The organism is Phycisphaeraceae bacterium, assembly GCA_019636795.1.
Taxonomy (GTDB): Bacteria; Planctomycetota; Phycisphaerae; order Phycisphaerales; family UBA1924; genus JAHBWW01.
Genome location: JAHBWW010000001.1, coordinates 592201 through 606444 on the forward strand (window position 1 = coordinate 592201; position 14244 = coordinate 606444).

At 62.0% G+C, this 14244-nt stretch carries 9 protein-coding genes and 1 pseudogene; 4 read left to right on the top strand and 6 right to left on the bottom strand.

What is annotated here, in order from left to right:
* The first annotated feature begins 19 nt into the window (after positions 1–19).
* Positions 20–1687: a Na/Pi cotransporter family protein gene (locus KF757_02505; GenBank protein ID MBX3321842.1), complete on the top strand. Its 1668-nt coding sequence runs from the start codon at positions 20–22 to the stop codon at positions 1685–1687.
* On the opposite strand, the gene KF757_02510 is transcribed toward KF757_02505, so the two are convergent.
* Together KF757_02510 and KF757_02515 are read right to left on the bottom strand one after the other, a co-directional pair.
* On the bottom strand, positions 1678–2604 hold the full coding sequence (locus tag KF757_02510; protein ID MBX3321843.1) for an MCE family protein: 927 nt from the start codon (positions 2602–2604) through the stop codon (positions 1678–1680). The two genes, KF757_02505 and KF757_02510, sit on opposite strands and share 10 nt — an antisense overlap.
* Complete coding sequence (locus KF757_02515) at positions 2601–3089, bottom strand: paraquat-inducible protein A (protein MBX3321844.1); 489 nt, start codon at positions 3087–3089, stop codon at positions 2601–2603. Before KF757_02515 ends, KF757_02510 begins: the two co-directional genes overlap by 4 nt.
* 185 nt (positions 3090–3274) lie before the next feature.
* On the opposite strand from KF757_02515, the gene glgP reads away from it, so the two are divergent.
* The gene (gene glgP, locus KF757_02520) at positions 3275–4984 is read left to right on the top strand and encodes an alpha-glucan family phosphorylase (GenBank protein ID MBX3321845.1); all 1710 of its coding nucleotides are present in this window, start codon (positions 3275–3277) and stop codon (positions 4982–4984) included.
* An 858-nt stretch (positions 4985–5842) separates the two neighbouring features.
* Here glgP and KF757_02525 read toward each other — a convergent pair.
* A pseudogene (locus KF757_02525) lies at positions 5843–5962 on the bottom strand (prepilin-type N-terminal cleavage/methylation domain-containing protein).
* A 96-nt stretch (positions 5963–6058) separates the two neighbouring features.
* On the opposite strand from KF757_02525, the gene metF reads away from it, so the two are divergent.
* Positions 6059–6976, top strand: coding sequence for a methylenetetrahydrofolate reductase [NAD(P)H] (metF, locus tag KF757_02530; protein MBX3321846.1), 918 nt, complete (start codon positions 6059–6061; stop codon positions 6974–6976).
* A gap of 10 nt (positions 6977–6986) precedes the next feature.
* Here the strand turns inward: metF and KF757_02535 are convergent, their stop codons facing one another.
* Positions 6987–7724 carry a Fe(2+)-trafficking protein gene (locus KF757_02535; GenBank protein MBX3321847.1) on the bottom strand — a complete coding sequence of 246 codons (738 nt, stop codon included), beginning with the start codon at positions 7722–7724 and terminating at the stop codon, positions 6987–6989.
* 74 nt (positions 7725–7798) lie between these two features.
* Here KF757_02535 and KF757_02540 point away from each other — a divergent pair, with 74 nt between their 5' ends.
* The gene (locus tag KF757_02540; GenBank protein ID MBX3321848.1) at positions 7799–8749 is read left to right on the top strand and encodes a dihydroorotate dehydrogenase; all 951 of its coding nucleotides are present in this window, start codon (positions 7799–7801) and stop codon (positions 8747–8749) included.
* A gap of 7 nt (positions 8750–8756) precedes the next feature.
* Here the strand turns inward: KF757_02540 and smc are convergent, their stop codons facing one another.
* Together smc and KF757_02550 are read right to left on the bottom strand one after the other, a co-directional pair.
* Positions 8757–12893, bottom strand: coding sequence for a chromosome segregation protein SMC (smc, locus tag KF757_02545; protein ID MBX3321849.1), 4137 nt, complete (start codon positions 12891–12893; stop codon positions 8757–8759).
* A 170-nt stretch (positions 12894–13063) separates the two neighbouring features.
* The gene (locus KF757_02550) at positions 13064–14242 is read right to left on the bottom strand and encodes a Gfo/Idh/MocA family oxidoreductase (GenBank protein MBX3321850.1); all 1179 of its coding nucleotides are present in this window, start codon (positions 14240–14242) and stop codon (positions 13064–13066) included.
* Between the last annotated feature and the right edge of the window lie 2 nt (positions 14243–14244).

The following is a 14244-nucleotide window of genomic DNA, read 5'->3' on the forward strand; positions in this document are numbered from 1 at the left end:
GCATGTTCGATTCCTACGCTTGACCATGTTCATGGCGCTCGCAGGCGGCCTCGGCCTGTTTCTCTTGGGCATGATTCTGATGACCGACGGGCTCAAAGCCCTCGCCGGTCGGGCTCTGCGCCAGATTCTCACGCGATTTGTCTCCGGACCCGTTTCCGGCGTCGGGTGGGGTGCGCTTGTCACCGCTCTCGTGCAATCCTCGACCGCAACCACCGTCGCAACCGTCGGATTCGTCAGTGCAGGCCTCCTGACCTTCACGCAAGCAGTCGGTGTCATTTTCGGCGCCAACCTCGGCACCACGAGCACCGGGTGGATCGTCTCGCAACTTGGTTTCAAAGTGTCACTCGGCAAATTCGCCCCGCCGATTCTTCTCGTGGGTGTTCTCATGTATCTGCTCGGCAGGACACGCACAAAACACATCGGTCAGGCGCTCGCCGGCTTCGGGTTGCTCTTCATCGGTATCGACATGCTTCAACTCGGCATGTCCGACATGGCCACTCGTTTTGATCCCGCGCAGTTTCCGGGGTTTTCGAGCGCAGGAATGCTGTCGAGGCTCATTCTCGTCGGGTTCGGTTTCGCCATGACGTTGATCATGCAGTCATCCAGCGCGTCCATGGCGACAACCCTAGCGGCCGTCTTCTCCGGAGCGATCGGGTACGAACAGGCTGCAGCATTGATCATCGGCCACAACATCGGCACGACACCGACCGCAATCGCGGCCTCAATCGGGGCCCCAGTTGCCGCGAAGCGCACTGCGATGGCGCATGTGTTGTTTAACCTGCTGATTGGAGGCGTTGCCTTTGTCTTTCTTCCTCTAATTCTCTCTGGCATCGATTGGGCAGCACACATGTTCGGGGGCGATGATGCCCCGACGCGCCTCGCGCTCTTTCACACGACGGTCAAGACCCTTGGGGTGCTCTTGCTCCTGCCTGTCGTGCGCCCGTTCTCGAGAGCGATCGAGCGGATTCTCCCCGATCGCGCTCCAAAGCCTACGCGTTTCCTGGCGCCTGCAGTTGCGCAGGTCGGTCCCATTGCACTCGAGGCAGCACGTCGTTCGCTTGCACTCATTCTTTCCGAGTCCGGCGTCATCCTTCATCGCGTTCTGGCGAGTGGAAATCTTGCACCACGCGCTGAAGAACTGCTCGACGAAGCCGATCGAGGAGTCGATGAAACACGTCGATTCATTCACACGCTCGCCGGATCAGCCCAGAATGAAGAGGAAGCCGATCGCCATGCAGCCCTGATGCACGCCAGCGATCACCTCTCACGCCTCATCGAGAACATGCGCGAGGTTCCTCAATCGCATACACAACTGTCTGTCTTCACCGATGCGGTGCTCCAGGAACTGACCCCAAGGCTTATCGCATGCAGCGACAACCTCTCTCAACGTGCAGCATCCATCGCGACCGAAGGCAAGCCATGCCCTTCATTCTCGGCCGAAGTTCAGGCACTTGAACAACTTTCAGCAGCCATCGCCGGGCGCCGAAAGTCCGAGCGCCGTGCTGCACTCAAACTTGCTGCTTCAGGGCGGCTCGATCCTGATGTCGCTGTTGCACGCATTGAAGCCCTTTTATGGCTCGACGGCGTAGCCTATCACCTGTGGCGCGCAGGGCACTATCTTGACGAGCAGCTTCCCGCCGATGTTCACGATCAGGCACTCCACGCGAGCGGCGTTCCTCAGTCTTGACGTGCACCAGTCCACCGCGAAAAGAAGCGCATCCCTGTTCCGGGCTTTGGTTCCAGTGCCAAGTCCGGCTCCCACTTCAGCCATTCCGCGTCAGGTTCGCCAGCAACGTCGAACACATGCCCCGGCTCAACCACCGCGCCTGCGCGCGAAGGTGTTGCAAACGCAATGGCCCCGCTCACGAGTGATTCGAGCGAATCGGCTCGCACCGTCAAACCTCGGAACCAGCCAAAGTCAACTCCGATCCCGCTGGCCTTGTAAAAACGCGTGCGCTCGCGCACCAACGCAGCATGCTCAGCCACGATGATCGCTTCCACCTCCACTTGCCGAGCATTGGGTGACAATCGAACATCCTGCACATGCCCCACCGGAATATCGCGGTACAGAATCGGCGAACCTACAGACACCGTCCCACGCCTGGGCATCATCAGCACGACCCGAAGCCCATCGCCCACCTCGGCAGCACCCTTCGGCGTGTCGCGCAGCCCGTCAAACTTCGCACGAAACACCGCATCACCCGCTCGCGGCAGCACATTGAGATATGTCGGGCCCATCAGTGTCTCAAGCCCCGAGACACCCGCAAGGCTGACTTCCGGTTTTGCTACCCAGAACCGTGAATGTTCACGCGCAAGGGCCCCAGCCTCCGGGCGCAACTCGGCTTCGACAACCACTGCACGCAGATCCTCAGCCAGACGCACATCACGAATGTCACCGACGCGAATCCCGCGATACATCACAGCATCGCCGGGGCGCAGCCCGCCCGCGTCCTCGAAGGTAATGCTCACACGCACCCCGCGTTGCTGCCACGCAGAATGAGCGAGCAAACCTGCACCGATGAGCGCAAAAATTGGAACAAGCCACGCAAGGCTCACGCGCCGCCGACGGACCTGAATGATCGGTGTCATTGCGTCTTGGCTCATGTTTCTATCTCCCAGATGGCGTGCGGGTCAAACACAGCTGTCGATATCAGGCTCAGCACAACCACGCTTGCAAACGCGATCAACCCCGGACCCGGCGAAACCTCGACCCAACTGCCCAGTTTCACCGCAGCCACAAGCAGCGTTACCAGCAGCACGTCCACCATGCCCCAGCGCCCGATCCACTCCACGAGTCGATACACCTGTGCGCGATGCTCGGGTCGGGCGATGATGCGAGGCATCGACAGCGCCAGCATGGCCGATAGTTTCGCGATGGGGGCAATGATCGAACATACCAACACCACGACCGCCACGATCCACTCGCCGTCGGCAAACAACTCGGCCACGCCATTCCAGATATTGGTGGTGTGCTCGTGCCCGAGCCTTTCGATCTTCATGATCGGGAGCCCGACTCCAAGTGGATACAGAATCAGCGCGGCGCACGCAAATGCTGCCGCCCGCGACCTGTTCCGGGGATGCCCCGTCATATTCAGCCGCGACCGGCAACGCACGCAGCGGGCTTCTTCCCGGGCAGAAAGCGTCGGCACCGCATGCACAAGCCCGCAACAATGACACGCCCTCAAGTTCGACGCGCTCATACCCACCAGAATAACGATTGGTCTTTGATCGCGGGAAGTTTCAGCCGATGATGACAGGCCAAGGAGTTTCGGCCATGATGCGCACACCGTTCGACATCGCGTACTTTTCCCTGGAAATCGGACTCGAAGGGGATATCCCTACTTATTCTGGGGGCCTCGGGATCCTTGCAGGGGACACCATCAAGGCTGCTGCCGACCTCGAACTCCCCATGGTCGGGGTCACTCTCCTGTATCGGGAGGGGTACTTTCGGCAGGAACTCGACGCGAACGGGACGCAAACAGAGCATCCCGCCGAGTGGAATCCAGAGAGCATGTTCACGCTGATGTCGCCTCGTGTGAGCGTGCCGGTCGAAGGGCGTCAGGTGCAGATTCGTGCGTTCCGACAGAACGTTGTGGGCGTGACGGGGCATGTTGTACCGGTGTATTACCTTGACACGGACCTACCGGAGAACGATCCGGATGCACGAAAAATCGCGGCCCGTCTGTACGCCGGGGATACGGATCACCGATTGCGTCAGGAGGCCATTCTTGGCATCGGCGGGCGTCGGATGATTCGAGCGATCGGGCACGATGTCGGGTGTTTTCACATGAATGAGGGGCACGCGTGTTTTCTTACGGTCGATCTCCTCAGTGAGTATCTGTGTCGGACACAAACACAGGAGATCCATTCTGATGCGCTGGCCGATGTCCGTCGCAAGTGTGTTTTTACCACGCACACGCCGATTCCTGCTGGGCACGATCGGTTCCGCATCGACCGTGTGCGTGCGATCATCGGCGACCATCCGGTGTTTCACCGTCCAGATCTCTACGGCGGCGGAGACGTTCTGAACACCACGGTGCTCGCGCTTAACCTGAGCAAGTTTGCCAATGGTGTTGCGCGCAAGCATGGCGAAGTTTCTCGGGAGATGTTTGCGGGCTACGACATCAGTGCAATCACCAATGGCGTGCATGCGGCGACGTGGGCGTGCCCGCAGATGCGACAACTCTTCGACGAGTTTATTCCCCAGTGGCGGTGGAACAACACCGAGCTGCGACTGGCCCGGCGTATCCCCGCTGATCGACTCTGGCTCGGGCACATGAGCGCGAAGCGCGATCTGACGAACCATGTTGCGCACACGACGCATGGCGACGTGCAACTCGACCCGGAGGCGTTCATCATCACCTTTGCCCGGCGCGCGACGGAATACAAGCGCATGAAACTGCTCCTGAACAATCCGGATCGCCTGCGCGAGATTGTCCGCAAGAATGGCCCAATCCAGATTCTGTACGCTGGCAAGGCGCACCCGCATGACGGGATCGGGCGCGAGATCATGCACCAGGTGCATCAGGCAATCGAATCGCTTCGCGGCGATGTCAAAGCGGTTTTTCTACCAAACTACAGCATTGATCTGGCTCGCAAACTTGTTGCGGGCAGCGATGTCTGGCTCAATACGCCGAGGCCTCCGCTCGAAGCATCGGGAACCAGCGGCATGAAGGCTGCGATCAATGGCATTCCATCGCTGAGCACGCTTGATGGCTGGTGGCTCGAAGGATGGATCGAAGGAGTCACCGGGTGGCGCATCGGCACGCTTCAGGACGACATCCGCTCGCAACCGGCGGAGGAAATGGATCGGCGACACGCGGACGATCTGTATCATCAGCTCGAGCACTCGGTGCTGCCGACGTATTACAAGGACCGTGCGTCGTGGATCGACATGATGTACTCGTGCATTGAGATCAACGGCTCGCACTTCACGACCGAGCGCATGGTGCGCGAGTATGCTCAGCGCGGCTACGCGCTGTAGTTACTCAAGACCGAACCGAGACTGCGAACACACCTTTTTGAACCGGGTCGTCCGTCATTCAAACAGTTTCGGCGGATCCTCGTCCGTTCCTCGGCCGCTGAAACGCCGGTTTGTGGCCTGATCGCTAAAGGCGAGAAATGATCCATCCGCGGCTTTGACATACCCCATATCTTCGGCGGTTGCGGTTTCAACGTGTCCATCGCAGAACGAGAAGTTGGCGCGCCCGCGGTGGCGTTCGTGCGGGGCTGAGCGGTGATCGGGTAACCTGGCGCGTGGATCGGCAAAGTCGCCGTTGGGGATCATGCGAGGCGGGTCGATGACGTATCCGTGCCCGCCTTCGGCCAAGCCGTCGGGGTCGCGCGAGCCGTCGGGACGATTGGATGTGCGGAGGGCAGTTGGTTTTCCGGCAGCGGTGCCAAGGCTGTCGGCTGCGAGGACTGTGGTCGAAGCGTCGATGCTGCTGGCGCGAATCGGGAAGCGGATGAAGCCTTGCAAGGCGCTGTCGTTCTTGAAGCGCGCGTTGCCGAGGAACTGATAGTTGTAGCCGTAGCAATAGTTTCGTGAACTGATCCAATCGACAGCATTGGGGCACAGGAAGACATCGGACCCATCGACCTGAATCGGATGTTCATCGTCGCGTTCCGGCGAAGGCCTGGAGTAGGCGTCGAACCCTGCTGCTGCGCCGATGACAGCAAACCAGCGCGGGCGGTATTGAAAGCCGTTGCCGAGTGCGTAAACATTGCGCGATTCGTCGGCGTATCGCCCGGGCTGCGCGGGGGCTGAGATCTCCTGGTTCGAGTCGGCGTACATCTGCCATCCGAGTGCGACCTGCCGCATGTTCGAGGCACAGATCGTGGTGCGGGCGGTATCGCGGGCCGAGGCCAGGGCGGGCAGCAGGATGGCAATCAGCATCGCGATGATCGCAATGACCACAAGGAGTTCGATCAGAGTGAATGCTCGGGTTTGCGGTCGGGTCATGATTGGGCAACGATACGCACGTTCAGCGTGAGGGTTCGCCGTGACCCGACTATACTGCCCGCCAAGGGCGGCGATCGTCCGAGAAATCAGACTGTCATGCACCTCAAGGACATTTTTACCAAGCATCGCACCACGTTCTCGTTTGAGTTCTTCCCCCCAAGGGATGAGCAGGCTGCGGATGATTTGTTTGTTTCGATCAGCGAGCTCGAGCAGTTGCGGCCGACGTTCGTCTCGGTGACCTACGGGGCTGGCGGCTCGACCCGCGAACTGACGAACAACCTTGTTGTCCGAATTCGCAAGGAGACAGCCCTCGACCCGGTGCCTCACCTGACATGCGTCTGTCAGCAGGAAGGCGAGATCACGGAAGTTCTGGAGCGTTACGCCCAGCACGGGATCAGCAACATTCTGGCCCTGCGGGGCGATCCGCCGCGAGGCATGGCAGACTACGACCCGCAGCGGGACACATTCAAACAGGCTGCAGAGCTGGTGCGCTTCATTCGGGAATTTGGCGATCGTCATGGGCATGCCGACAAGCGTGGGTTTGGCATCGCGGTCGCGGGCTTTCCTGAGGGCCATCATTCCACGCCGAACCGGCTGCTCGAGATCGACTATCTCAAGGCCAAGGTCGATGCGGGCGCGGATTGCATCATCACGCAGTTGTTCTTCGACAATCGTGATTTCTACGATTTTCGCGATCGATGCACGCTTGCGGGGATTCATGTCCCGATCATCGCGGGGGTGATGCCGATCACCTCCAAGGCGGGCATGGGGCGCATGGCGGAGCTTGCGCTCGGGGCGCGCTATCCGGCACCGCTGCTTCGGTCCATTGCACGCACCGATGGCTCGAACGAGAACGTTCGCCGCGTGGGGGTGCACTGGGCGACCGAGCAGTGCCGCGATCTACTGGACCACGACGTTGCGGGCATCCACTTGTACACGCTCAACAAGTCGACCGCGACGCGGGAGATTTACCGCACTCTGGGTGTGCAGGACTCGCGCGCGCTTCAGGGCTGAATCACGAGTTTCAGTGGCCGTGCTCGACGATTTCCTTGAGCCCGCCTTTGAACTTTGCGATTTCGTCGGGGTCGCCGAACATTCGAAGCACCATTTCGCGTGTCTGCTGATCGACTTTTGGTGGCTCATGCCCGGTGAGCTTGGTGAAGAGGGCAGAATCGATGCCGAGATACGCTCGCATGGCGTGGTCATACACGGCCGAGTCGGCGTCGCGTGTCAGATCGAGCCGAAGCTCGTTGATGACTTTGGTTCCCATCGGCAGCCAACCTTCGTGGAAGGACTCGCGCGAGATGTGCTCGCGGATCCACTCGCCGATCGGTCCGCGATAGGGGGGCGTGGCCATTTGCGAGCCGGGCTTGCCGGACTTACGGCAGATGAACCCGGGCGTCGCTGCGGTTGGGGCAACTTTCTTGGCCGCCGCGGGCACAGGGCGACCAAGTTTTTCGAGCAGTTCTCCCATCGCTTTTTGAGGCATCAGATCGCCGCGTTCGGCTGCGACGATGTAGCCTTCGGTCAGCACCGTTGCTGCCTGTTCGATGTTTTGATCGGCCATGAGAGCGGTGCCAGCGAGTTGATAGGCCTTGCTCATCGATGGGTTGAGTTCGGTGCAACGGATGTAGGCCGCAGCGGCCTTGTCATAGAAACCGCCCTGGTTGTAGGCTCCGCCGAGCGAGAAGTAGGCCATGTCGTTGGTCGGGTCCTGGGCCACGAGTGCTTCAAAGCGTGCAATGCGTTCGTCGAGATCCATGTGCGTCCTCCGGATTCACACAACGATAGGGCGGCGGGCGTGCCGACCCGCTGTCGCGACCTTAGACTCTGGCCATGCGCAGCCAGGCAAGGGTCGATATGGGTGTTCGCCTCGCGGGGCTAAATCTGGCCAGCCCCGTTGTTCTTGCAGCCGGAACGGCAGGGGTGATCGACGAGGCGTCCGATGTGATGGATCTTTCGCGCATTGGTGCCGTGGTGACCAAGTCGATCACGCCGCTGCCGCGCGAGGGGAACGCGCTCTGGCGTGTCCTTCCCGAGCGCACGGGCATGCTTAACGCGATTGGGCTGGCGAACCCTGGCATCGAACGCTTCATAGTGGAGTTTGCACCACGAGCAGCGAGCGTGCGTTGTCCGGTCATCGCATCGGCTGCCGGCTTTTCGATCGCGGACTATGTCTGTGTGGTTGAAGGTTTGGCTGAGTGCGCGGGCATCGCGGCGATTGAACTCAATGTTTCGTGTCCGAATGTGCACGGGGCGACCGAGTTCGGAGCCGACGTCAAGGCCCTTGGCGAACTGGTACAGGCTGCGCGAAAAGTCGCCGCCGGTAAGCCGCTGATCGTCAAACTGCCTCCGGTTGCTGTTGCGGCTCCGACGAGCGTGGTGGATCTTGCGCGAGCAGCAATCGAGAGCGGGGCGGGGGCCTTGACGCTGTGCAACACGATGCCTGCGATGGCAATTGACGTTCGGACGCGCGAGCCTGGGCTTGGCAACGTGACGGGGGGGTTGTCGGGGCCGGCGGTTCACGCTGTGGTGGTGCGTCTGGTCCACCTTGTCTACAGGGGCGTTGCGCGCGATGCAGGAGTGCCGATCATCGGGCTCGGTGGCGTGATGACCTGGCGTGACGCAGCCGAGTTCATTCTTGCAGGCGCCTCGGCTGTGGGGGTTGGAACAGCCATGTTTGTTGATACGAAGCGGCCGGTGCGCATCGCTCGCGATCTCGAACACTGGGCAGCTTCGCAGGGTGCGGCGAACATTGCAGAACTCACGGGCGCGGTGCGATGCTGAATCGATCTCAGGTGGCGGCTTCGGCCTGCTCGCCACGCATCTCTGCCAGCGCCTTGCGCAGCGAACCGCTCGGCTTGGTTGCGGGGGTTTCATCTTCGGCCTTGATGCGGCCCTGCTCATCGACCTGATCGAACTTGACCGCGACGCGCTTCGACACGCCGCGTTCCTGCTGCGTGACGCCATAGAGGCGATCTGCGACCTGCATCGTTCGCTTGTTGTGCGTGATGACGATGAAGCGGCTCTTGTCGGTAAACTGACGCACCGCCTGGCAGAACCTGCCGACGTTGGCTTCGTCGAGTGCCGCGTCCACTTCGTCGAGCACGCAGAAACAGCTCGGCTTGGAGCGGAAGATCGACATGAGCAGCGCGACCGCTGTCAGCGTCTTCTCGCCACCCGAGAGCTGGCTGATCGAGCGGGGTTCCTTGCCTGGGGGCTTGGCGATGACTTCGATGCCGCTTTCGAGCAGATCGACGTCGTCGGTGCGGATCTTCTGACCATCGACCTCTTTGGTCAGGCCCATGAGTCGCACTTCTGCACGCCCGCCGCCGAAGAGCAGGCGGAACATCCCGTCGCGCCCGCCGAAGTTCTCGCGGATTTTCTCGAACACATCTCCGAACTGCTCGCGGCTGGCGATGTTGAGTTTCTCGATGAGCGTCGCCAGGCGAATACGGGCGTCGTCGATGTCGGCGACTTGCGCGATCAGCTCTTCGTTTTTCTCTTCCAGTTGGGTTTCTTCCTCGATCGAGTCGAGATTGACATTGCCAAGTCGCTTGATTTCGTCGCGCAGGACATTGGCGCGGGCGGCCGACTCGCGGGTGTCGATCGGTTCGACATCCGGCTCGGCCATGAGTGACCGGTAGTCGTCATACTCGTTGGCGACGCTGACTGTCAGCTCTTCGCGTGTGCGATCCTCGATCGATTCCCGCTTGACTTCAAGTTCGCGGCGGCGGGCTTCGAGCTCATGCCACGCCTGATCGGCGGTCGAAGCTGTCTGTCGCACTCCCGCAAGACGCATCGCCAGCCCTACGACGTGCTGCGTTGCGGCTGTGGCCCGCTCGGCAAGTGTTGAGGCCGAAGCGCGCAGTCTCTCAACCTCCGCTCGGCTTTGAGCCAGTGTGTCCGAAGCCTCGGCGATCATCACCCGGTAGTGCTCGGCCCGCTCGGTGGCCTGTTCGAGGTGGCGTTCGAACTCGTCGCGGCGGCGCTCGAGCGCGTCGCACTCCGATTCGAGCCGACTGATCTCGCGGCGTGTCGACGCGAGTTGCTCGCCTCGCTTGCTCACCTCGGCCCGCTGTGCCGCCATGACTTCGCTGGCCTCATGGACGATCTTTTCGTGGGCATCGAGCGCGACTTCGAGTTTCTCGACCGTTTCGGTGTGTTCGGCGAGCAGGCGTTCAAGTTTGGCGGCGCGTTCGCGCAGTTCGCTCTGGTGCTGCCTGGCTGCCGACGCACGATCCGCGATCTGCGAGCGCTCGTCATCTAGGGCAGCGGTATCGCGCGTCGCGCGATCAAGGTCGGACAGCAGGCGTTCGGCGAGCGTCTGCTTCGAAACAAGTGTTCGCCGGGTCTCGGCGAGTTGGGAATCGAGCGTTGATCGCTGCTGTTCGATGGCTGCAACTTCGCTGTCAAGGCGAGAGAGCACGACCCGCTCGGCGTCAAGCGAGGCCGAGAGTGTCTCAAGTTCGGTTTGCAACTGCCGCAGTTCGCTGTGCCGTTGCAGGATGCCTGCGCCTTCATCGACCGAGCCCGCCGGCCCGGCGGTGACGCGGCCATCGGGCTCGACAAGCGTGCCATCGCGCGTCACAAAACGCCGCCCCGGCATCGGGCCAGCCCCGAGCAGCAAGGCCGCATCGACATCCTCAACCAACACGGCCGAATCCAGAAGCCGATCGAGCAGGGTGCTGACGAACCCGGCAAGCGTTGCGTCGACGCTCTCACGCACACGAACAACGTGGCGCAGTTCAACCAGCCGTGCGCCCGCGACCATCATCAGATCGCCCAGCGGCGTGAGCGCATCGCCAACCTCAGCCTGCAAAGAAAGGAACGTGACGCGCCCCGGCAAGCGCCCGAGTTCTTCATCAGTCGGCAGCATCGTGAGCGTCGGCACCAGCACCGCCTGCACCAGGTCGCCCAGCGCGATCTCCACAAACGGAGCGTGATCCTGATCAGTCTCGATCAAGTCGGCCAAAGGCGCGATGGCCTGGGAAAATCCTGCCCCGCTCGCTCGCTCGTCAAACACCGCCTTGACCGCGGACCCGAGCCCCACGCGCCCTCTGGCCATGTCGTCGAGTGTTGCACGTCGGCTGTCGAGCCGAACAACCTGCTGATCCAGATGAGCCACCGAAGTCGCCCGCGCCTGCCGATCGCTCGACAGCGATTCCCCAGCTGCACGCACCTGCGCAAGATCCGCTTCGAGCGAACCGATGGCTCGATCGAGCATGTGAACATTGTCATTGGTGCCCTTGTGCTGCTCGCGCAAGGCGTCAACCTCGCGCGACCGCGCCTCGCGCTTGGCGCTCAGCGTTCGTTCCTGCTCGGCCAGAGACTCGACACGCCGCCCGTCGGCTTCGATCGAAGCGGCCAGACCCGCAAGATTCCGCTCCATTTCCGCCAGTTGCGAGCGCTGCTCGGCCAGTTCGTTGCGTTCTTCAGCCATAGCGGCCGAAGCCTCGGCCCGGCGCTTCGAGGCTGCATCGAGATGCCCTTCGGCATCCGAGAGTGCTTCGGCCAGCGCCGCCAGATCTTCGCGCCGCGTCTCGATCGCGCTGGCCATGCCGTGCAACTGCGAGGCCGCTTCGGCCAGTCTCTGCTGATCGATCTCGACTTGGCGCTGCGATTCTTCAATCGAACGCTCGGCCATGGCACGCCGCTGTTCGGCCGACGCGATCGCGTGCTCACTCGACCGCACAAGGTCATCGACGCGCCGTTGTTCACTCAGCACGTCGTGTCGCGCGAGTTCGGCCTCCTGCTTTTCTGCTTCGACGGTGCGCAGTTCTTCTGCTGCGACAGCGCGTGCCCGTTCGGCTTCATCGAGCCGATCCTCGACTTCGCCCAGCGAACCGCGCACCTCGTGGTACTGATGGAACGCCAGCGCGAGCCGCAAAGCCCGGTGTTCGCTGTCGAGTTCCATGAACCGCCGTGCCTTGGCCGCCTGCCCACGCACAAAACGCAGCCGGCGTTCGGTCGAGTCGAGCTGCTCGCGCGTGCGCACCAGATTGGCTTCGGTGCGCTCGAGTTTGCGCTGGGCCTCGATGCGACGCTGCTTGTACTTGGCCACGCCCGCAGCTTCTTCAAAGATCGTCCGACGCTCCTGTGGGCTGGCCAGCAACATCGCGTCAACCTTGCCCTGTTCGATGATCGAGTACGCGTCGGCCCCGACGCCCGTGTCCAGGAACAGATCGCGGATGTCGCGCAGTCGCGCCAGGCGGCCGTTGATGAGATATTGACTCTTGCCGTCGCGATACAGCCGCCGTTCGACTTCCACCGTGTCAGAGTCAATCGGAAGCGAACGCCCGATACGCCCACGCTGGCTGATAATCGCGCGGGCTTCGCTCTCGCCCTCTTCAATGGCCTCGGCCTCATGCTCGCTCAGAGCGGGCCGGACGCCTTGCGGATTCGTTGACTCTGCGCTGAGCGAGGGTTGGGCCGGAATGTCGAGCGCTTCGGTCGCTCCAATTTCGCTCTCATCAATGCTGCCCTCAACCTGGTCGCTCTCCCCCTCGCGCTCAGGTTCGGTGGGTTCGATCTCGCGCGCTCGCACCAGATCCAGAATCTCGGGAGGCAGCGGCGGGTTCTCGAACGACAGCGTCACACTCGCCAGGCCTCCGGGCTTGCGCCCGACAGAGCCGGCAAAAATGACGTCGATCATCTCCTTGCCGCGCAGGCTTTTGCTCGACCGCTCGCCGAGCACCCATTTGATGGCATCAACCAGATTGCTCTTGCCGCAGCCATTGGGGCCCACGATTCCCGTGATCGGGTCGTCAAAGGTGAACTCGGTGCGGTCAGCGAACGACTTGAACCCCGCCAAAGTCAATCGCGTCAGTCGCAGGCCCGGGGCGAGCATGATGGGCTCGGCTGCTGCGATGCACGCATCGCCGAGTGTCTCGGTGCTCTCGGCCAAGGATTCGGTGTGCTCGCTGTCCATAGCCCGTCTCAACGCCCCTTCACACTCCCACCCCTCGTGGCAGGAATGGACTCGGGCCCATCATATCGTATCGGCAGCACCCGCGCCGCCGCGCCAGCCAATCGGCCGTGCCGTGATTCATACCCGGAGGACCAGTGGCCCCGCCGCCGCCCCTCGACTTTTACACAGGACTATTCCCCGATCCCCACCTGGGTCAGCAGGGGCCCGACCTCAACGGGCCGTCCTTCGACCGACGACCGCCGCACCGCTTCCATCACGCAGAACGTCTCGACTCCTTCTTCAAGCCCCGGCGACGCGGGCTTGCCTTCGATCAGCGACCGGGCGAAGTGGTCGGCGTAGTTGGCGAACTCGCCGTAGTGCATCCCGTGCACCTCGCTGCCGAAGTAGTAGTGTCGCCCCGCGTACAGGCAGTCCTCGGTCACTTGTTCCATCTCTCCCGCCTCGAAGGCCCCCGGCACCCCCGAGCCTCCGAGCCCCGTGTGCACATATTTCATGTCGTGATATTGCGCAAGACTGGTGCCATCGGTGCCGTAGACCATCAGTTCAATGCAGTTGCGGGCCGTCGGCAGTTCGTGACAGCCGTAATGTCCCATCGCGCGCCCGATGCGTCCGTCCTGGGCCACGAAGTTGGCAATGACAACATCGTTGCTCGTGACCCCGAACTCCCGCCCCATCGCGCTCTTGAACCCGTACGCTGAAACCTGCTTGATCCGCCCGAGATACCACCGCACCAGATCGATCGGGTGGCTCATGCCCAGGAAGATCCAGTCCGCATCTCTCGCAACCCATGGGCTCTTGCGGTAGTACCAGTCCATCCGGTGGATGTAGTGCGCGTCGATCAACTCGACCCCCTCCAGCCCGCCAAACTCGCCGCGCTCGAGCGCCGCTCGCTGCCGCCGGAATGGCTCAAAGAAGCGAGAACTCTGTCCGACGAGCAGTTTCCTCCCCGTCTTGCGCCCCGCTGCCAGGATTCGCCGCGCATCATCGAGGCTCGCGATCAGTGGCTTGGTGCAGATCACATCCTTGCCCGCTTCGAACGCCTGCTCGATGTGGTCAGCGTGAAGCGCGTCGGGTGTATAGATGGCGACGATGTCGACCTCCGGCCGCGCAAGCATCTTGTCGTAGTCCGCAGTCAGGAACAGATGCGGCAATTCGCTCGCGCTGGCGTGCCGCTTTTCTTCAGAAAGGTCACAGCCCGCAACCGCACGGGCGTAGCGACATCGGCTTTCGAGCGCGAGCAGCAGCGTTCGCCCTTCGTGCAGCCCCAGCACGCCCACCCCCAGGGCACGCTCGTGCTTGATTGGTGTCTCGACCGGCTGCGTGCCGGGAATGTGTGTTATGAAGCCCATGT